14 protein-coding genes are annotated in these 22,277 nt (G+C 35.5%); 10 read left to right on the plus strand and 4 right to left on the minus strand.

What is annotated here, in order from left to right:
- The first annotated feature begins 10 nt into the window (after positions 1-10).
- The 6 genes from ACFSUL_RS01550 to ACFSUL_RS01575 all read left to right on the plus strand — a co-directional run bounded on the left by ACFSUL_RS01550 (position 11) and on the right by ACFSUL_RS01575 (position 13,663).
- Positions 11-6,436, plus strand: coding sequence for an amino acid adenylation domain-containing protein (locus ACFSUL_RS01550; protein ID WP_377932054.1), 6,426 nt, complete (start codon positions 11-13; stop codon positions 6,434-6,436).
- Positions 6,437-6,448: 12 nt separating this feature from the next.
- Entirely contained in the window at positions 6,449-9,700 is a 3,252-nt protein-coding gene (locus ACFSUL_RS01555; protein ID WP_377932056.1) for a non-ribosomal peptide synthetase, read from the plus strand.
- A 12-nt stretch (positions 9,701-9,712) separates the two neighbouring features.
- Positions 9,713-10,390, plus strand: coding sequence for a 4'-phosphopantetheinyl transferase family protein (locus tag ACFSUL_RS01560; protein ID WP_377932058.1), 678 nt, complete (start codon positions 9,713-9,715; stop codon positions 10,388-10,390).
- Positions 10,391-10,411: 21 nt separating this feature from the next.
- Complete coding sequence (locus ACFSUL_RS01565; protein WP_377932060.1) at positions 10,412-11,185, plus strand: thioesterase II family protein; 774 nt, start codon at positions 10,412-10,414, stop codon at positions 11,183-11,185.
- Positions 11,186-11,222: 37 nt separating this feature from the next.
- Positions 11,223-12,128, plus strand: coding sequence for a threonine ammonia-lyase (locus ACFSUL_RS01570; protein WP_377932161.1), 906 nt, complete (start codon positions 11,223-11,225; stop codon positions 12,126-12,128).
- A gap of 248 nt (positions 12,129-12,376) precedes the next feature.
- The gene (locus tag ACFSUL_RS01575; protein ID WP_377932062.1) at positions 12,377-13,663 is read left to right on the plus strand and encodes an MFS transporter; all 1,287 of its coding nucleotides are present in this window, start codon (positions 12,377-12,379) and stop codon (positions 13,661-13,663) included.
- 901 nt (positions 13,664-14,564) lie between these two features.
- Here ACFSUL_RS01575 and ACFSUL_RS01580 read toward each other — a convergent pair.
- The 3 genes from ACFSUL_RS01580 to ACFSUL_RS01590 all read right to left on the minus strand — a co-directional run bounded on the left by ACFSUL_RS01580 (position 14,565) and on the right by ACFSUL_RS01590 (position 15,717).
- On the minus strand, positions 14,565-14,669 hold the full coding sequence (locus tag ACFSUL_RS01580) for a Fic family protein (protein WP_377932163.1): 105 nt from the start codon (positions 14,667-14,669) through the stop codon (positions 14,565-14,567).
- Positions 14,670-14,837: 168 nt separating this feature from the next.
- Positions 14,838-15,218 carry a hypothetical protein gene (locus ACFSUL_RS01585; protein ID WP_377932064.1) on the minus strand — a complete coding sequence of 127 codons (381 nt, stop codon included), beginning with the start codon at positions 15,216-15,218 and terminating at the stop codon, positions 14,838-14,840.
- Between the two features lie 127 nt (positions 15,219-15,345).
- Positions 15,346-15,717 (minus strand): hypothetical protein, encoded by a 372-nt coding sequence (locus ACFSUL_RS01590; RefSeq protein ID WP_377932066.1) that lies wholly within the window; start codon positions 15,715-15,717, stop codon positions 15,346-15,348.
- Between the two features lie 254 nt (positions 15,718-15,971).
- Between ACFSUL_RS01590 and ACFSUL_RS01595 the strand changes: the two genes are divergently transcribed.
- From ACFSUL_RS01595 to eutH, 4 genes are all read left to right on the plus strand, one after another.
- Positions 15,972-17,678 (plus strand): sigma-54 interaction domain-containing protein, encoded by a 1,707-nt coding sequence (locus tag ACFSUL_RS01595; RefSeq protein ID WP_377932068.1) that lies wholly within the window; start codon positions 15,972-15,974, stop codon positions 17,676-17,678.
- 222 nt (positions 17,679-17,900) lie between these two features.
- On the plus strand, positions 17,901-18,998 hold the full coding sequence (locus ACFSUL_RS01600; protein ID WP_377932070.1) for a M24 family metallopeptidase: 1,098 nt from the start codon (positions 17,901-17,903) through the stop codon (positions 18,996-18,998).
- Between the two features lie 5 nt (positions 18,999-19,003).
- Positions 19,004-20,065: a M24 family metallopeptidase gene (locus ACFSUL_RS01605; protein ID WP_377932072.1), complete on the plus strand. Its 1,062-nt coding sequence runs from the start codon at positions 19,004-19,006 to the stop codon at positions 20,063-20,065.
- 63 nt (positions 20,066-20,128) lie between these two features.
- Positions 20,129-21,223 (plus strand): ethanolamine utilization protein EutH, encoded by a 1,095-nt coding sequence (gene eutH, locus ACFSUL_RS01610; protein ID WP_377932074.1) that lies wholly within the window; start codon positions 20,129-20,131, stop codon positions 21,221-21,223.
- A 235-nt stretch (positions 21,224-21,458) separates the two neighbouring features.
- Here eutH and ACFSUL_RS01615 read toward each other — a convergent pair whose 3' ends face one another.
- Entirely contained in the window at positions 21,459-22,184 is a 726-nt protein-coding gene (locus ACFSUL_RS01615; RefSeq protein WP_377932076.1) for a TerC family protein, read from the minus strand.
- Positions 22,185-22,277 lie beyond the last annotated feature (93 nt).

Raw genomic sequence — 22,277 nt, forward strand, 5'->3', positions numbered from 1 at the left:
GGTGGAAAACATGAATGGAAATCAATTATTAAAAGATGAGGTTACCACAAAAGAAACAGAGACACTTTTGGAAGCTCCTATGTCTTACAGTCAAAAAAGGTTATGGTTTCTTCAATCTTATGACGTGGATTTAAATGCTTATAACATATCTTTTTCATTTAATATGTATGGAGAATTGAATATTTCTAAGTTTGAAGAAAGCCTGGAAGTAATTATTCAGAGACATGAAATATTCAGGACCTTTTTTAAACAAGAAGGTTCTGATTATAAGCAAGTAGTTTATCCTCTAAAAAAATTAAATTTTGAATTAGTCGAACTAGAATCGCTGGACGGTGAAAGTGAAGAAGAAAAAATTCAACAGTTTATGGATGAACTTCAGGATAATACATTCGATTTAACATCCAAGAATCTTTATCATTTTTATCTATTGCGGATTAATGACCAGCAATATAGATTTTTTGTAAATATCCATCATATGATTTTTGATCGCTGGTCATTTAATAAATTTATGTATGAATTAGTTGAAATTTATCGTGCTAAGCTCCAGTCTACTAAAATTGAATTACCAGATTTAGAGATTCAATATTCTGATTATTCTTACTGGCAGCAATCGTGGTTAGAAGAAGGGAATGCAGATGATCAACTTCAATATTGGTCTACAAAGCTAGGAGGAAAACTTCCTGTTTTAGAACTACCAACAGACTATCCAAGGCCACCGAAACAAACCTTTAATGGGAGTAGTGTTAAAGTTGAAATTCCTGAAGAATTATGCATAAAGCTGAGAAAGTGGTGTCAGGAGGAAAATGTAACACCTAATATGGCTTTACTAGCGGCATATAAAGTATTGCTATACCGTTATACAGGTGAACACGATATTTTAATTGGAACGCCAATTGCTGGAAGAAACCAAGAAGAGATTGAGGATTTAATTGGGTTCTTTGTAAATACATTAGTCATTCGCACGGACCTTAGTCAAAATCCTAGTTTTATAGACTATTTAAATCAGGTGAAGGATGTTTGTTTAGAAGCCTATTCAAATCAGGATATTCCATTTGAACATCTAGTTGAAAAATTAAACCCTGAAAGAAGTTCAAGTGCAGCCCCAATTTTCCAGGTCATGTTTTCTTTACAAAATAAGATAGAGACAAACATTAAAATGGAAGATGTGGCTATTGAACTTTTAGAGAATGAGAACAAAACATCTAAATTCGACCTTTCACTCATCATGCATGAGAAGGGCGCCAGTTTCGTTGGGGAGTTGCAATATAATACAGATTTATTTAAGAAGAGTACGGTACAAAGAATGGGACAACACTTCTTGAATTTAGTAACAGCAGTTATCGAAGAACCTTCCAAGTCAATTGCAGACTTTCCTATCCTAACGAGTGAGGAAAATGAATTGTTCCAGCAGGTAAATAGCTCGGAACCCAATCAATTGGACGGTTCCATAAAACAACTATTTGAGATGCAGGTCAAAAATAATCCTCATGCTATTGCGCTCGAACATGAGGAAACTCAATTAAGTTATTCTGAATTAAATTCAAAGGCCAATCAACTAGCGCATTATTTAATGAAACTTGGTGTGAATAAACAAAAACCTGTTGTGGTTTGTCTTGAGAGAACACCTGATCTGATGATAGCCATATTAGGAGTACTTAAAGCAGGAAGTTTTTACTTGCCATTAGACCCTACATTGCCAGCTAATCGAATAAAGGACATTTTAGAAGATAGTAGTCCAAATGCGATTATCACAGAGGTCAGTCATAAAGATAAGCTTTGGGGTGATCAAAATAATGTAATATGTCTAAGTGACATTAAAGAAGCAGTAAAGAAAGAGGAAAAGAGTAATCCTAATATTAAAAGTGAAAAACTAGATTTAGCTTATATCACCTATACATCTGGATCAACCGGTAAGCCAAAGGGGGTAGCTATACAAAATAAGGGAGTCATCAGGCTTGTAAAAGATACAAATTATATAGATATAAAGCCCGAGTCTAATATCGCTCAAATTCTAAGTATCTCCTTCGATGTCACATCCTTTGAGATATGGGGAGCTTTATTGAATGGAGCGAAATTGATTATGGCCGATAAGGATACGATACTATCCCCACAGAAATTTAGTAATTGGTTAAAATCAAAACAGATTACAACACTAGCAATTCCAGCCGCATTGTTTAACAAAGTGGCACAGGAAGCACCGACTGCATTTTCAGATGTGGAAAATGTTTTAGTGGGGGGAGAAGCTTGTAGTCCTAAATGGGTAGGCCAAGTCTTGAATCATGGTGCTCCGAAAAGGCTTCTTAATTCGTATGGACCAAGTGAAAATACAGCTATAACATTGAACTATGTTATGAATAAAGTATGTCGACATTTAACGGAGAAAGAAAGTGACACGATACCAATTGGTAAACCAATCAATAACACAGAAGTATATGTATTAGATAAACAGTTGAATAGAGTGCCAATAGGGGTTCCAGGGGAGCTGTATATTGGCGGTGATGGCCTAGCAGCAGGCTACTGGAATCGTCCTGATTTAACAAAGGAAAAATTCATTGAGCATCCATTTAGTCAGGTTGAAGAGGCAAAACTCTACAAAACTGGGGATATCGTCAAGTTTTTAGATGATGGAAATCTTGACTTTATTGGAAGAGCAGATCATCAAGTAAAGCTCCGTGGATTTCGAATTGAATTAGGTGATATTGAAGAAAGCATCCGCCAAAACCCAAAAGTCAAAGATGCTGTTTTACTTTTAAAAGAAAATGGAGACGGCGATAAGAAATTAATCAGCTATTATACAACTGATGGCTCTCTTCTTAAAAGTGAGCTAAGGAAGGAATTAAGTGATAAATTACCTGATTATATGATACCTTCTATTTTTATTGAATTAGACAATCTTCCACTTACGTCTAATGGTAAGGTAGACCGTCAAAGCCTACCTAAGCCAACAGAGAAAGACTTTGAAATGGGAGAATATGTAGCTCCACGAAATGCAGTGGAAGAAATGTTGACGAATATATGGCAAGAGGTTTTAAGTCTTGAAAGGATTGGCATCCATGACAGTTTTTTTGAAATAGGCGGTCATTCTCTTTTAGCAACACAGGTCATTTCAAGAGTAGCGGATACTGTTGGGAAGCAAATCCCTTTACGTTTAATCTTTGAGTTTCCAACAATTTCTGAAATGTCTTCAGAATTAATGAAGAGTGATCAGACAGAGGATAAGGAACCAATCACAGTGAAAAAAAATAAAGACCAAAAATATCCACTTTCTTTTTCGCAGAAAAGATTATGGTTTCTAAATCAAATGGATTCGGAGAATGGCTCCTACAATATTCCGTTTGCCTTTCGAATCTCTGGAAACCTTCATTACGGAAATTTTGAGAAGAGCTTAAACGCTGTGTTGAACCGACATGATAGTTTACGTACGATTTTTAAAGCTGAAAATGGTGAACCATACCAAATCATCCAAAATCAAGTGGATAACTATTACACTATTATTAACCTTGAAAATGAATCAGAAGTAGAGCAATTTCAGGAATTAACCAATCTTATTAGTGAGAAGTCATGGGAACCTTTTGAGTTATCTAAAGGGCCATTATTTCGCGCATATCTTATTAAAATGTCAGAAACAGATCATACTTTATTATTTGTTATCCATCACATCATATTTGATGGTTGGTCAGCAGACATCCTCCTTAAGGAAATCAATGACCATTACTTATTATTGCAACAGGAGAAAGAAACTACTTTATCAAATCTTGATATTCAGTATTCAGACTATTCCCAGTGGCAAAAAGAGTTGATGGCAGGTGAGAATGTAAATCACCAGTTAAATTATTGGCGCAAAAAATTAGCCGGTGAACTACCTATACTTGAGCTCCCAATTGATTACCCTAGGCCACCGGAACAAACATCTAATGGAAAGAGTATCACACTGACTATCCCTGAGGATTTAGCACTGCAACTGAGATCATTTAGCCAACAAGAAAACGCTACATTGTATATGACTTTACTTTCGGCATTTAAGGTCTTGTTATATCGCTATACAGGTCAAAAAGATATCCTCGTTGGAACTCCTGTAGCGGGAAGAAACCAGAAAGAATTAGAGTCTTTAATTGGTTTCTTTGTCAATACGGTTGTTATCCGGACAGAACTGGGAGAAAGTCCAACTTTTCTAGAGTTGTTAAAACAAGTAAGAGAGAATTGCCTAGAAGCCTACTCACATCAAGATGTGCCATTTGAAAAACTGGTGGAAGAACTACAACCAGAAAGGAATTTAACCCATAGTCCAATTTTCCAGGTTATGTTCTCTCACCATTCCATGGATGAATCAGAGCAGTTTCTATTAGGGAATCAATTCGTTTCATTAGAGATAGAGAACAAGGTTTCAAAATTTGATTTATCTCTAAATGTCAGTGATAATCAGCGTTCGATTATGCTTGAGCTACAGTATAATACTGATTTGTTTAGAGAGAATACAATTCAGCAATTTAGCACCCATTTAGTAAACCTATTAGCAGGTATAGTGAAGAACCCGGACACTAGTATTTATCAACTACCAATATTAGATGAGGCAGAATTTGAAAATTATGTAAATGAGAGAGCGGATGCTATCGAAGATAAAAGTATTGAATACTTTTACGATAGGATTGATCAAACGGCTCGCTTAACTCCTGACAAGGAAGCCATTTCATTTGAAGGGGAGTCTATTACCTATAGAGAGTTATCCCAATATTCTGATCAGGTAGCGAATTTCCTAGTGAAAAAAGGGTATGAAACTCAATCCACAATAGGTGTTTGTATGAATAAAAATCTTACCGTGATCCCAATTATTATTGGAATCATGAAAGCAGGGCATGTATTTGTTCCATTAGATCCACAGCATCCAAACGACAGGATTCATTACATTGTAAATAATGTAAGTTTGAAGGCAATCTTTACAGAAGATAAATGGATGAGTAAGTTAAATACGTCTGTGGACTTATTGAGTGTGGATTCGATATGGGGAGACATTCTTTCACAATCAAGTCAACCGTCGGAGTATGACAGGAATCCAGAACATCTTGCCTATATTATCTTTACATCTGGTACGACCGGAAAGCCAAAAGGGGTAACTATTACTAACCGAAATCTAGCAAAGTCCTTTCCGTCATACTTAGATGCCTATAAGACGAGTGAACTATCAAATTTCATTCAGTTGGCTAGTATTGCTTTTGATGTTTTTATTCAAGATATGCTTCGAGCATTATGTTCAGGTGGAAGACTAATCCTTTGTTCAAAGGATACAATTATACATCCCGAGGAATTATACAGAGTGCTAGCAGATGAAAAAATTGATTTTGCGGAATTTGTACCTGCTCTATTAAAGCATCTTGTCACATATATGAAAGACACTGGAAAGGTTTTGAAGGATTTAAAAGTAGTCGTTTCAGGTGCCGATACGTGGTATGTAAAGGACTTTGAAGAGATAAAGAAATTCTTCAATAGAAATGTGAATTTTATTAATTCCTATGGGGTAACAGAAGCGACAATTGATAATACCTATTTTGTTTTAAATGATGAGACAAAGCTAACTACTGAAATTGTACCTATAGGCAAACCTTTCCCGCATGTCAATATTTATTTATTTGATGAACATATGCAATTTGTTCCTCAAGGCGTTGCAGGAGAGATGTATATTGGCGGATCAGCGGTAGCGAGTGGATATTATAACCGTCAGGATTTAACTTCTGAAAGATTTGTTATCAATCCATTTAACAAAAATGAAAGACTTTATAAAACAGGGGACTTGGCTCGATACCTATCAGATGGAAATTTGGAGTTCATCGGTAGGAAAGACAACCAAGTCAAGGTTAGAGGGTATCGAGTTGAAACTAGTGAAATTGAAGCAAGTATAAGAAAGTTTCCTGATGTTAAGGAAGTAGTGGTAACTGTTAAGGAAATTAAAGATGAAAAACATTTAGTGGCCTATATTATTTCAGATAACCACATTGAGAATAAGGAATTGATTGATTTCTTAAAGAAAGCCTTACCGCCGTATATGGTTCCATACAAAATAGAAGTCGTTGACACTTTCCCACTTAATGCAAATGGGAAGATTGACTATAAAGCATTACCTATACCGAAATTAGTAGAAGCAGATGACAAGCAAAATGAACCAAGAACTTTAGTGGAAAAAAATGTAGCGAGAATTTGGAAAGAGGTATTAAACCTTAAAAAAATCAGTGTAAAGGATAACTTCTTTGAACTAGGAGGACACTCCCTTATTGCAACTCAGGTAATCTCGCGTTTACAGAGGAAATTTAAGGTGAAAATTCCTCTGAAAGTATTATTTGAAATGTCTACAGTAGAGGAAATAGCAAATTATATTGAAATAGAAATCTATAAAAAACTTGAAATGATGTCTGAGGATGAGGCGGAGAATCTTCTTATTAAATAGGGGGGAATAAAAATGAGTATTACTTTAGATAAATTGTCTAATGCAAAGCAGGACTTACTGAAAAGAATGCTAGAAGATGAAATGGAAGATAGTAATAAAATTATTAAGCTAGAACCATGGGAAGAAAAAACTTTATCATTCTCGCAACAGCGTTTGTGGTTTTTAGACAAATATCTAGATAATAAAGCAATCTACAATGTTCCCTTCTGCATAAAGCTAAAGGGAAAAGTAGACAAAGAGGCAATAAGTTTTGCCTTTAGAGAAATCATAAACCGCCATCAAGTATTGAAATCCTTTATTGTTGATGGAGAGAAGCCTACAGTTGGAGTACTTGAGAACTTTAAATTCCACCTAGAGGTGACTTCATTTAAAGAAAAGTCCAAAGAAGAAGGACTTATTCTCCAATATATAGAGGAAAATACTAATTTTCCATTTGATCTGAACAAAGGCCCGTTATTTACGGCAAAGCTACTTGAATGCACTGATTCAGAATCCTTTCTATTCGTAAATATGCATCATATTATTTTTGATGGATGGTCCCAACAACTATTTATAAAGGAATTTAGTCATTACTATAATGGCTATAAAGAAAAGAATGTAACTAACTTGCCTGATCTTATTTGCCAATATTGGGACTACTCTAATTGGCAGGGAGCTCAGTTTGATGAAGGGGGAATAGATGACCAGATACGTTATTGGTCGTCGAAGCTAGGAGGGAAGCTACCAATCCTTGAATTGCCGACAGATTATCCGCGACCTTCTAAACAAACATTTAATGGAAATAGTGTTTCATTCGAACTCCCTAAGGAAGTTTCGAGCCAGTTAAAACAAATTTGTAAAAAAGAGGGAATCACTCATAACATGGCTCTTCTAGCAGCCTACAAAGTTCTACTTTATCGCTATACTGGTAATGAAGATATATTGGTTGGTACTCCGGTTGCTGGAAGAAATCATGAGGAAATTGAAGAACTGATTGGATTTTTTATTAATACATTAGTTATTCGTACAGACTTAAGTGAGAAGCCAAGCTTTAGAGACTATGTAAATCAAGTAAAAAATGTTTGCCTTGAGGCTTATTCAAATCAGGATGTTCCGTTTGAAAAGTTAGTAGAGAAATTAAGTCCGGAACGTAGTTCAAGTGTATCACCTATATTTCAAGTATTATTCTCCTTACAAAATACTATACAGGCAGATATCCAGTTAAAAGATTTAGAGGTGGAAATGCTTGAATTAGAGAATAAGACGGCTAAATTTGACCTGGCGTTGTTTATGCAGGAAGATGATGACCGTTTCCTAGGTGAATTTCAGTATAATTCTGATTTATTCAAGCGAAGTACAGTTGTGAGAATGTGTAAGCACCTAGTCAATTTAATTACAGAGATTGTAAAGGATCTATCGCAACAGATCACAGATATTCCAATTTTAACTAAAGAAGAAATGGATTTATTCCTTCTGACTAATAGTGATGAACCCAACTGTTTAGAAGGATCTGTCCACAAGTATTTCGAAGAACAGGTTGAAAAGACACCTAATGCTATCGCAATCGAATATCTGGGACATAAGATGACCTATCGAGAATTGAATATACAAGCAAATAGACTAGCACACAAGTTAATTAAAAAAGGTGTGAATCAAGACAAACCGGTAGCAGTTTGTCTTGAAAGAACCCCTGAATTACTAGTCGCTTTCCTAGCGGTTCTAAAGGCAGGCAGTTTCTATTTGCCATTTGATGCTGGATTGCCGCAGCAAAGGATAAAAGCAATTTTAGATGATGGGGAACCAACTGCAATTATAACAAGTTCTCAATATATAGAGAAAATGAAAGAATACGAAAATTGTCTAGTTATCTTAAACAATAATAAAGACACGGTTGATGAATGGGACCAAAATAATCCGAACCTAGAAAGTCATCCAGATCACCTTGCCTATATGATCTACACATCTGGTTCGACTGGGAAACCCAAGGGTGTAGCTATTCAGAACAAAAGTGTGATTAGGCTAGTTAAGAATCCTAATTATATTAAGATTTTACCTAATGACCATATTGCCCAAATTTCAAGTGCCGCATTTGATGCCATTACATTTGAAGCTTGGGGAGCATTATTAAATGGAGCTAAGCTAATCATTGCTGAGAAAGAATTGATTCTTTCCTCCCAAAAATTTAGTAAATGGCTAAAGGAACATAACATCTCCTCAATGTTTATTACCGTAGCTCTTTTCAATAAAGTTGCTCAAGAAGAACCAACGGCATTTTCTGGTATGAAATACTTATTAGTTGGCGGTGATGCATGTAGTCCAAAGATGATAAACCGTGTATTAACCTACGGTCCGCCTAAGAAGATTTTAAATGCCTATGGCCCAACGGAGAGTACGACTTTTGCTCTTACATATAGTATTGCCTCCGGTAGCATCCAAAATGTAGAGATATTTCCAATTGGAAAGCCAATATCCAATACACAAGTATATGTTTTAGATTCAAATATGAATCCTGTGCCAATAGGTGTGCCTGGAGAACTATTTATTGGAGGAGACGGATTAGCTATAGGATATTGGAAACAGCCAAGCTTAACTGAGAAGAATTTTGTGAAAAATCCGTTTAGTACAGACCCTGAATCGAAATTATATAAAACCGGAGATATTGTAAGATACTTACCAGATGGAAATGTTGACTATATTGGTAGAGGAGATTATCAGATTAAATTAAGGGGTTATCGAATTGAATTAGGTGAAATAGAGGAGTCCTTACGTCAAACCGGTTTGGTTAAAGAGTGTGTAGTTTTGCTAAAGAAAACAGAACAGGAAGAATCGAAAATTGTAAGTTACTATACTCCTTTAGGAGATGTGTCTAAAAAGGAGGTTAGAGACGCTTTAAGTAATATGTTACCTGACTATATGATTCCATCCATATTCATAAAAATGGAAAAATTACCCTTAACGTCTAACGGGAAAGTAGATCGGCTCCAATTGCCTGAACCAGCCAGTGTAGATATGGACTTAAGTGATTATGTTGCCCCGCAGAGCATAATGGAAAGAATTCTAGTAGAAATTTGGAGTGAAATATTAGAGAATAACCGAATTGGGGTTCATGACAATTTCTTTGAAATTGGTGGTCATTCGTTACTTGCGACTAAGGTTATGTCAAGAATTCGAAGTGTATTAGAACAAAGTGTAAGCATTCGGATGATTTTTGACTATCCAACCATTCATCAACTCTCTCCGATGTTAGAGAAAATGATTTTTGAAAATGATACAGAAAAGGTTTAAGGGAAGCTCAAGATGAATCAACCGAAAATCTACTATATCCCGCTTTCTGAGATATCAGACCAAGAATTTTTTCGATATTATCATACTAATTTAAGTGAAGAAGATAGGGGAATCATTGGGAAATACAGCGTGAAAAGATTGAAAGAATATGTTGTTGGTAGAGCACTATTAAAGTTAGCGCTGAAGTTAGAAATGGGTTTAGATATTGAGATTCTAAAATTAGCGAAAAATCCCTATGGCAAACCATTCCTAGAAGAGTATGAGGATATTCATTTTAACATTTCACACTCAGAAGATTTGGTTATGGTCATCCTTTCTGATACAAGTCCTGTCGGGTTGGATGTTGAATTTGTGAGAAAGGATTACTTAGATGTAATGGATGAGGTATTTTCTATAGAAGAAATTAAACACATTCAGTCCTACTCGACGAAGGAGGAAATGATTTACTCATTTTTTAAGCTTTGGACTAAAAAGGAGGCTATCATAAAAGCAGATGGAAGAGGATTTTCTTATCCGTTAAAAAAACTTCAGTTTTCCTCAGTTGATGATACTAATGGCTTTATTAACGGTTGGTGGTTTCATACATTTCCTTTAGAAGAGGATTATCTAGTTTCCATAGCTTTAATGCATTCTTGTCATTCGCCATGTATTCGGAAGTTTAGTTCAATAGCATGCATGATTGAAAATTAAGCGATTCAAGGAGACGATTCTATGAAAAGTTTAAGAAAGTGGATTCCCAATAGACTTAACAGTGAGGAAGGGAAAATAAGACTATTTTGTTTTCCTTGGGCAGGGGGGGGAGCAAATTTTTATCTTACCTATTTTAAATTAATAAACCCTAATATAGAGGTGTGCCCTATCCAATTGCCAGGAAGAGAAAATTTGTACCACCTTCCGTTTTATAAAGACATCGATACACTTTGCCAAGACTTGTTATATGACCTACAGGAATTTATGTTTGAAAAACAGTTTGCCTTTTTTGGTCATAGCATGGGTGGAGTCATTTCATATAAGCTCGTACAACATTTGAAGAAAAACGGGCTTCATACACCTGAACATGTGTTTATTTCAGCTAGCGCTCCTCCCTCCCAATCATCGATTGATCGGGAGGAGTCCTTAGAAGATTTGCTGATTGCTAACGATACGGATCAAGAAATTATGGAGAATAGTGAACTGCTTGAAATTTACTTACCTATTTTAAAAGCTGACCTTGCTCTACTAATGTCCATATCAGACGTTAAGCTGCCGAGTATTGTGGATTCTGTGCCTTTTACGGTAATGGGCGGAAAGTCTGATAAGCTATTGCCTTATCAATCTTTAGAAAGCTGGGGAACAAGAGTGAATTTCAAACGTAACATTATTCTTTATGATGGCGGCCATATGTATATTAAACATAACCAAAGTCGTGTCATAGAGGATATTGAAATGATGTTAATGCCTACTATTAATTCAAAAGGGGGTCATTCACCTGTGTGTTCAATTTAATGATATTCAATTAGCAAGAGAGAATTTAAAGAATAGTATTAAACCAACACCGTTACTGGAAAACCATTTTTTAAACTCTATTACGGGTAAGAAGGTTTTTATTAAACCAGAGTTTAAGCAGTGGACAGGCTCTTTTAAATATAGAGGAGCATATAATTTTATTTCCCAATTAGATAGAAAGAGTGGGAATGGAGTAATTGCTGGATCATCTGGAAATCATGGAATTGCCGTTTCACGGATTGCGAGAGAATTTGGGATAAATGCCACTCTATGTATTCCAGAAGATGCCCCGCGAGAAAAGTTAATGAAGATAAATAAGTTTAATCCGAGGGTTATTTTATTTAATCGACAAAAGCAAGATCGAACAATGTTGACGGACGAAATTGCGACAAGTGATGGCCTACATATTATCCCTTCCTCTGATCATGAGAGAATCATTGCGGGAACGGGGACAATCGGTATTGAAATGCTAGAAGAATACGATGGGTTAGACGCTATTCTTATACCAGTAGGGGGTGGAGGTCTTGCCTCCGGTATTGCATTAGCTACTCACCATATCAATCCACGAGTGCAGGTAATAGGAGTGGAACCTGAAGTAGGTTGTGATACGAAAAAATCATTGAGAGCAAATAGAATAACAAGCATTCCTACACCGGATACAATTGCGGATGGATTAAGGCATAGTCAACCTGGAAAGCTTACTTTCGCGATTATGAAGAAGTATTTAGATGATGTGATTACCGTCACAGAAGAGGAAATCCTATCTGCGATGAATTTCTCTCATACAAAGCTAGGATTGAAGATAGAAGCTTCATCAGCAGTTGTTATAGCAGTTTTGCTTTACAAAAAGCTTCCAAAGAGTATTAATAATATCGGTATTGTATTAAGCGGATCAAATTATGATCATTCCCTTTTGTGTAGTGAATCCATTGAGGCTATCTAAAAGATTGGATTTTCATAACTTTAAATGCGTGAAAAAGGTGTATATTTCGTCTGTCCTTTATTATAATCGCCACGTTTTTTGTAAAGGCGAATGAATCCTAAAGGGGTTGACCAAACTAATTTTCTATTTACCTTATAATTCAAGTTTGAGAGAAATTCTTGAAAAATATCAATCTTTTAGAAGGTAAATTGTAATTGGGTCATCCCCTTCACCTTAGTTACAACTAATCAAAAAGGGAGATGAAAATAATGAATTTACTTAAACAAAATAGGAATTTTTTAATGTTATTCCTTGGCAGGCTCGTTACGAACATTGGGGATAGCATTTATTATGTAGCGACAATGTGGCTTGTCTATGATCTCGGCAAAAGTGCTTTCTATACAGGACTTGCAGGTTTTTTGGTTCTCTTGCCTAAAGCATTGCAGTTTTTAACAGGACCTTTTATAGATAAATGGAGAATCAAGAGGACACTTGTAATCACTCAATTATTACAGTGCATCCTCATACTAATTATTCCCATAGCTTATCTTTATGACGTTCTTACTGTTCAGACTATATTAATTGTCATGCCTATTATTGCGTTTATAGAAGAATTTGCTTATCCTACGCAAACTAAGGCACTACCACTTATCCTTAAGAAAGAGGAATTAATAAAAGGGAATTCTCTCTTTGCCTTTGCATATCAAGGAGTAGATATTATTTTTAATGCATCTGCAGGCATCCTTGTAGCAGTAGTGGGGGCAACTACTCTGTATTTAGTAGATTCTGTTACCTTTGCGATTGCAGCCCTATTTTTTGGGTTATTAAAGATTTCTGGGGAACAGATTAATAAAACTAAAGAGAAAGTCTCTTTAAAAAGGGCTGTAGGGGATTATTTTGGTAATCTATCAGAAGGGTTTTCCATTGTCTTTAAATCATTACTATGGGCCTTTTTAATTGGCTCATTTATCGCAAATTTTGGAATTGGCATTGCAATGGCAATCCTACCAGCATTCTCGGCCTCGATAGGTGGAGTAGAAATGTATGGAATTTTACTGACGGCTCTATCAGCAGGCTCATTAATAGGAGCTTTACTAGGTTCCATTGTTGGTAAATACCGTGTAGGCCTCCTAGCTATTATTTGCTTTACATTAGGTGCGGGATGCTGGATGATAGCCGCTATCGTTGCTTCACCGATTTTAACACCTATATTATTTGGTTTAGCCTGGATTCCAATTGGGGCGGTAAATGTTTTATTTTCTGGAATTTCTCAATCAATTATTCCTAATCATATACTGGGAAGAGTGAATTCAGTTATGTACAGCATGAGCATTATTGCAATGCCTATAGGATCGTTATTAGGTGGATATTTTGCTACGAGAATAAGTAGTCAAGCCTTATTTACCTATACAGGAGCAGGTGTGCTTTTTATTGCTATTGTGTGGTTTTTACATCCTCAATTAAGAAAGCTTCCTAGTGCAGGGAAGATTGGACGGGAGTCGTTTAATTTGACGTTTAAGGAAGAGGATATACAAAGAAGTGAGGGGGTTAGTTAGGAAGAAACTATTGATACCATTTTAGATATGGAACGAATTGGTGTTAACGTGACTGGGGATATGCTAGTTTTGTTTTTAATAGGAAAATCGAAAAAGGAATGGAAAATAGAAGAGTATTAAGAAACTTATTTCAAAAGAGGCTGGGACATAACTAAAATACTATCCCTTAAAGACGAACAAGGTCAGGTTAAATTGTTTCGTAGTCGCTTTTAAACACCGCTGTTGATTGCCGTGTCAAGACCTCGCTTTCCACGGGCGGGCGGTGAGCCTCCGGGAAAAGCGGATTTTATCTTTTTCACAGCGAGTTAGCCACTAGAGCTAGATATGCGCTGCGCTCTTGCGGGGTCTCACCTGTTCTGCTTTTCCCGCAGGAGTCTTCGTCTTGCACTCCAATCAACAGCTAGAACAAGTTAAAAAGAAGAATAACTTTTATGAAGACTCATAAAAAAACGAACTAATTCGCCTTCAAATGAAAGAATTAATTCGGTTTTTTATTCACCTAGAACACATTTATCCCAGCCCCTTTTGGTTGTCAATGCCATTAAATTTACTTCTTTATAAGTAAAGAAGGGAAAATCATGAAATTGATGCCGTATTAAATACAAAGTCAAGAGAATAAAACAAAGTTTAATAGGGGGGAATGCTATAAATGCTAAGTAATTGTAGAATCAAGGGGTTTTTGGATATGCTAGTATTATTGGTGGTGCTAATTTCAAGGAAAAGAAAGGTACTAACCTTTCATTAATGAACTAACACATAAAACGGTGTTCTAGAATGATACAACCTAATAGGGAAAAAGAGGTTCTACGTCAAATGTTGGGGTAGAACCTATAATTTACGGCATTTATTGTAAAACCTTGTTCTTCCTCTATTCTTAATATCCATTTATAATAGTTTATTTTCAAAAACCGATGTGAGAGGCAAGTGCTGTTCGTTTGTTTGCGTTGTGGAATGCAAAATTTTTAGCTATTGATTTAAATAATGCGGCTGTTTTTTCATAAATAATAGGGTCTTTTTAAACTAGGCGTAGGATTAAAATGTATAAAACAGAAGAAATGGTGGGAGTAAAGGAGAAATTTTTACCGTATAGTGCCTAAGTAAAGTCACAAGGTTCGCTCCGATATCTTTTCCAATACCTATCCTAAGGTTTGTCTTCAATAGGTGTTTGGTTCTCTTAATTAGTGTTCTGTCCGCTTTTATTAGAACTAGAATCTGCCACGACAATTCCCTCTTCGGTATTATCTTCTCCCTCTTCTTTAGCGATTTGTCCCGTTTGATTTGCATTCTGCCCAAGCTCTTTAGCAATCTGTCCATCTTTACTTACGTTCGTTCCATAATCTCCACTAATCTGCCCGCTGTCAGTTGCAGTTAGTGCCACACCAGCCTTCCCGCCTTGATTTGCAAGATTATTTTTGTTGTCATTGTCGTTATAAATGTTAATGTAAATATTGAGTTCAATAGAAAGACCATCCTTCTCATATTTAAAGGAGGATGAATTCTTTGAGTTTTTTTCCTTATCATCATTATGTTTACTACGTTTATTATGTTTCGGCATAAGAATTTTCTCTCCAATCCTCTGTCAGTATTATTAATTTTCAGATAAAATAATGTGCAAAAAGTAAGGACGTCCTCCACTGAATTATTTAATAGTTGAGGTCGTCCAATTTCACGGTATAGTTAGCTTATAGTGCGTCTTCGTTTCGGTCGCCGCCTTCACCAGGCCCCGGGTCAGGACCAGCACCCGCATTAATAATACCTTCTTCGATGTCATTTTCACCATGTTTTTTGGCGATTTGTCCCATTTGATTTGCGTTTTGTCCGTATTTTTTAGCAATCTGTCCACCTTGATTTACGTTTGTACCGCGATTCCCGCTAATTTGTCCGCCACCAGTTGCGGATAGTGTCACACCAGCCTTCCCACCTTGGTTTGCAAGATTATTGTTGTTTCTATTTCTGTCGTCAATTCTATTTCTATCATCAACTCTGTTTCTGTTGTTATTTGTAGGTGTCGCAGAATTACCTTCATCTATATTTTCCATATTATGATTAGTCATGATAATATTCCTCCTTTCCTATTACTCTTACTACTAGTAGTATATTCGTTGCTCCCCACAATGTTTGTACGGTTATCTAGTTTTTTAGCGATTTTTATGATAGGGACTAGGAAGGAATAAAAAGTTAAGGATGATATTAAGCGGGTAGTATTCTAACAATCAAAGGTTAGAGTCATGCTGTGATAGTTACCATTAGCCATTTCTGTTATTCTATAGTTTAGTTGAATTTCTTTCTTAGAAGAGGTGATGGAATAATGGATTATGTTCATATAAAAGAAATACTTCGCACTGATTTTTATATAGACTCTACAGGAAAAGATAGTACGAGTATAAAGAACAGCTCTTTCCTATTTAAGCTGGAAGAAGATGAATGTTTTTATATAAAGAAAGAAGAGTATCTTTTCTATAAAGAAACAAGTGACCAATTATATTGGAAAAAAGCTTCCGTATATAATGATAAGAATACCCAAGAATTATTAAATGTACCACCGAAAAGTGATGTTAGTGTTATAAAGGATGATAAGCAACAAATAATAGGGTATGTGTTGTTAAAGGATATTTTTCCTATTTTACAGTCAGAATTACAACGAACACAAACGTTCTTCCAAACGGTGATCGACACGATGGAAAATTCGGTATCTGTAGTAGATAGAGAAGGGAAGACTATTGTTTGGACGAAGGGGGCTGAAAGTATCTTTTCCATAAAAAAAGAAGATATTCTTGGAAAAGATATGAATGGTTTTTTTCCGGAAGAAATGTTATTAAATAATGTTTCTATGATGACTGGAAAATCATTTAAGCATCACCTTCATAAACCGAGGGAGGACCTTTTTGTATTAATAAATGTTAATCCTGTGCTATTAAATGGTGAAGTAATTGGAGCAGTCGCGGCAGAAACGGATATTACGAGTCAAGTAATGATGAATCAAGAGTTATTAAAAGCATCTTCCCAAATACAAAAGCTACAAAAGGAAGTTTCTAAATGGACAGAGTCCGTAGATTCATTTCAGAAAATTAGAGGTTCTAGCCCCCAAATAAAAGAAGCAATTTCTCTAGCAAAAAAAGTGGCAAAGACTAATGTGAATATCTTATTACTTGGTGAAACAGGAGTAGGAAAAGAGGTGTTTGCCAAAGCTATTCATGATCAAGAAAAACTAGAGAAGCCGTTTATTGCACTTAATTGTGGAGCTCTTTCTCCTACTTTGTTTGAAAGTGAATTATTTGGATATGTTAAAGGGGCATTTTCTGGAGGAGATCCGAAAGGGAAAATAGGCAAAATAGAACTTGCTGGAGATGGTACGCTATTTCTTGATGAAGTTGGTGATTTACCTTTAGATATGCAGGTTAAATTATTACGAGTTTTAGAAAATAAGACATATTATCCTGTAGGTGGTATAAAATTAAGTCATGTAAATTGCAAAATTATAGCGGCGACAAATAAGAATTTAGATGAATTGGTGGAAAAAGGATTATTTAGAGAAGACCTATATTATCGATTGAACACAATGTCTCTAACTATTCCCCCGCTTAGAGAGCGGAAACAGGATATAGTGGAACTTCTTCATTTATTTATATATGAGTATTCATTAAAATATGAAAAGGAGATACACTATATAGCTCCCCCTATTACAAGATATCTATTAAATTATGATTGGCCCGGTAATATTAGAGAGCTACGAAACGTAATAGAAAGAGCGGTAATACTTTCGGAAGGTGGGGCTATCGCACCTAATCTTTTGCCGAAAAAGATATATGAAAGTGATAAGAGTTATGTGGAATCATCCCCTGAAGCATTACAATCAGAATTAAATCAATATGAAAGACTTAAGATAATAGAAGTACTTGAATTAGAGAAAGGGAATAAAAAAGAGGCCGCTAAAAGATTAGGTATTTCAAGGGCCACGCTATATAACAAAATGAAGAAATTAGATATTCTTAATAAGAATGAAAATAAACCATGATAAAACGAAATAGGAAGTAGTAAAAAGAGTGAAGATTTTCTCGTCGGAGGAAGTCTTCGCTCTTTTTTTATAGCTTAACCAATAGGTGTCTAGAAATTTAAACATAAGAAATAAAACATGTCCACATTTATAAACACAAATTATTTTAAATTGCGGTAAATAGTGCATATCTTTTTGGCATGAAATTTGCATTTAATTTAGGGAGAAGGAGGAGGAATATTTATGGAAAATAGACTTTCAGAGTTAAAAACCTATTTAAAACAGAACGACTGGCAAGGAGGGGTGATTACTTCAAGAAATAATATTTTCTATTTATCTGGTTTTGATTATGAACCACATGAACGTTTTGTAGGTATATTTATATTTCCTGAAAAAGATCCATTATTTGTATTGCCTAATATGGAAGTAAGTATGCTGCTGGAGAATAATTGGAATGCTCCTTATCTTGGTTATGAGGATTCAGAGAATATCTGGGAGAAATTAGAGGGGTATCTAGGAGAGTTTGGTGAGATAGAAAATTTTGCGGTTGAAAATAGTCAAATTACATTTTCAACGATAAAGAAGCTTCAAGCTCTACTGCCAAATGGTGAGTTCCAAAATATAGATGAAAAACTTTCGAAAATGAGAATGGTAAAGAGTGAGAAGGAAATAGAAAATTTACGAGTGGCGGCTGAATTCGCTGATTTTGCTATAGGGGTTGGCATTAATGCCCTGAAAGAAGGAATTTCAGAACTTGAAGTATTAGGCGAGATTGAATACCAGTTAAAAAAGAAAGGCATTCGTGAAATGTCATTTTCCGCTATGGTACTGTTTGGAGAAAACGCTAGTAATCCTCATGGTGTTACTGGGGAAAATACATTACAAAAAGGAGACTCTGTTATTTTTGATTTGGGAGTTAAATATAACGGGTATAGCTCAGATATTACTAGAACAGTATTTTTTAAGGAAACAAATGAGCAAATGGAAAATATCTATAACACCGTTCTTCAAGCGAATCTAGCTGCAATTGAAAAATGTAAAGTTGGAAATAAAATTGGGGAAATTGATAAAGTAGCACGAAAAGTAATTAGTGGGGAAGGCTATCAAAAGTATTTTCCTCATAGAATTGGTCATGGCCTTGGGATAGATGTCCATGAAGAACCATCGCTCCATGCAAATAATCATGAGACATTAATAAAAGGAATGGTGCTGACTGTAGAACCAGGAATTTATATATCAACCCTTGGAGGGGTTCGTATTGAAGATGACATTGTTATAACCGAAAATGGCGTTGAAATATTGACTAAATTCTCGAAAGAATTACAAATAGTGAAAGGATGAGATAATTGAGTAGAGTGGAGAGAGTACAAAGAGAATTAGAAAAACAAAATGCTGAGGGCTTATTAGTTACAAAAGATGTTAATAGAAGATATGTTTCAGGTTTTACGGGAACTGCAGGAGCAGTGTTAGTAACAAAAAGTGAGGCATTCTTTATTACCGATTTTAGATATGCCGAACAAGCGAAAGCCGAGGTGAAAGAGGCGAATATTATTATTCACAAAGGGAATCTTTTAAAAGAGATTGGACTTTTAGTGGATAAGTTAGCTTTGGAAACTATTCTAATAGAAGAGAATGGTATAACGTTTAAGAGTTATTTAGATTTAAAAGAGTACACTAGTGCCAGTCTTTTGCCATCGCATAGCTTAATAGAAAAAATTAGGGAAATTAAAGATAGCACGGAGATGGAAAAAATGTATAAAGCTGCAGAAATTGCAGACGAAACATTTGCTCATATTATTAACTTTATCAAACCCGGATTAACAGAAATTGAGGTTCGGAATGAACTGGAATTACATATGAGAAAATTAGGGGCAACATCCTCTTCTTTTAATATCATTGTAGCTTCTGGAGAAAGAGCAGCATTACCTCATGGAATTGCGTCACATAAGGTCATTGAAAATGGGGACATGATAACACTTGATTTTGGGGCGGTGTATGAAGGGTATTGCTCTGATATAACGCGAACAGTTTCGGTAGGAAAACCAACAGAGAAATTCCAAGAAATATATAACATTGTTTTAGAGGCCTTAGAAAGAGGGACAAAAGGAATCTGCTCACAAAAACCGACGAAAGAAATTGATCGCTTGGCAAGATGTTATATAGATCAACATGGTTACGGTGAAAACTTTGGACATTCAACAGGCCATGGACTTGGGTTAGAAGTTCACGAACCATTGCGACTGTCCAGTGAGAGTGAAGAAGTGTTGCAAAAGGGAATGGTGGTTACGGTAGAACCCGGAATTTATATCCCAGGCTGGGGAGGATGTAGAATTGAAGATGATATTCTAGTTACAGATAATGGATATGAATTATTAACAAAATCATCTAGGGAATTGATTATATTATAGTGACATGAGTAGTTAGGACCAGATATAATACTGGTTCTAACTATTTTAAGGTGGGAAATTAACATGAACGATTTCATTATTTATTTAATAACAGTATTTATTATTTTGGGAGGGATTGATAAATTAATTGGAAATAAATTTGGTCTAGGGGAGAAGTTCACAAGTGCGTTTCATAGTATGGGAGCACTCGCTCTATCGATGATTGGAGTTATATCACTATCCCCCGTATTGGCCAATTTATTAATACCTATCGTTACTCCAATTTATACAAAAATAGGTGCAGACCCATCCATGTTTGCCTCGACGGTCTTTGCGCTAGATATGGGAGGCCATAAATTATCGATGGAAATGGCAAAGGATCCTGAATCTGCAGCATTTTCATGGGTTTTTTTAGGTACAATGATGGGCCCTACACTCGTTTTTACCATTCCAGTCGCTTTAAATATTATTCCTAAAAAAGAACAGCCCTATTTCGCAAAAGGGATTCTTATAGGATTAGTTACTATTCCCTTTGGGTGTATCGCTGGAGGTTTTCTCGCGGGGTTTGAGGTAGAGTGGATGATTATTAATCTATTACCTACTATAATACTTGCTATCTTAATAACCTTTTTTATATCTAAATTTCCAGGAATTACGATTAAGGTTTTTATGGGATTTTCAAAATTAGTAGAAATCATAGTAGTAATAGGATTACTATTGATTATGTTAGAAACCTTAGTTGGAATAAAGGTACTAGAAGGTATGTTGCCTTTATCTGATAGTCTTGAAATAATAGGAAATATTACGATTGTGTTGGCGGGGGCTTTTCCGCTAATTTATGTTTTACAAAAACTATTAAAAAAACCTTTTGAAAGATTAGGTAATAAGATTAATCTCAATGAATATTCACTGATAGGTTTTTTAACTTCCTTAGCACACCATGTTCCTATGTTTGCAAATATTAGTAATATGGATGATAGAGGGAAGGTAATAAACACAGCTTTTGCGGTAAGTGGATCATTTGTAATGGGAAGTCATTTAGGATTTGTGGCAGCAGTGGATAAAGACTATATAGTGCCGATGATTGTAGGGAAACTAACGGCAGGAGTGTTAGCGGCACTCATTGCCTTTATTGTTACGAAGGAAAAGGAAGTTACTACTCCTTCGTTAGCGGCATAACACATAAAACGGTGTTCTAGAATGACACAACCACATAGGGAAAAAGACAGATGCTTGATAGGGTTACACATATTACTTCCAAATCAATATGTGTAACCTGTAAAAGAAGCTATTTGAAAGAAAAGAATATATTAAAGAAGTTTACTTTCATTTTTTCCAAGTTAGTAGGATGCTGTTCTAGTAAGGTAATCAAAAAAAGATGCCTAAAATAAATTTAAGCATCTCTTTCTATATATTAGCTAGCGTGTTGAACTTTCTCATTACTAGCTTTAGCGGAAGCCTTCTTGTTCATTATAAAACCAATTAGTAAAACAGCGATTGTAAGTCCTGCCGTAATAATATAAGTGATAGGACCATGATGAATATTAAGCAGTTCTAATACCTTTTCATCACCGACAATCATTTCCCCGGCGGTCCATGCAAGAATTCCTGAACCAACATAGGCAATCCAACGATATTTTTCTAGGACTTTTACGATGAACTTAGATCCAAAAATCATGATTGGAATACTAATAAATACTCCAAGGGCAATCATTCCGATATGACCATGTGCTGCTCCTGCTACTGCCACAACATTATCAAGGCTCATTGCTGCATCTGCGATAATGATTGTTGTAATGGCCTGTTTGAGCCCACTGTGTGATTTGATATTTGTATCTTCTTCACCTTCAACGAGAACTTGATAAGCAATCCACAGAAGTAATAGACCACCAATTAAATGTACATAGGGTATTTTTAATAGATAAACAATGATAGCGGCAAATAATATACGTAAGATGACAGCCCCTGCAGTTCCCCAGAAAATTGCTTTATTCTGAAGTTCTTTTGGTAATTTCTTTGTTGCCATTGCAATGACGATTGCATTATCTCCAGAGAGAATAATATCAATAGCAATTATTTTTAAAAGTGCAATGATTGCACCAGATGAAATCGCCAGCCCAAGTGGAAATAAAAAATCCATTTATGTTTTCCTCCCTTGATTTCTATAAAACTATGAATAAAATTTTCCTCCATATATATAATAACATAGCCTAAGATAAAAGTTGCCATCCAG

This window comes from Bacillus seohaeanensis (genome assembly GCF_042684945.1).
GTDB lineage: Bacteria > Bacillota > Bacilli > Bacillales > Bacillaceae_B > Rossellomorea > Rossellomorea seohaeanensis.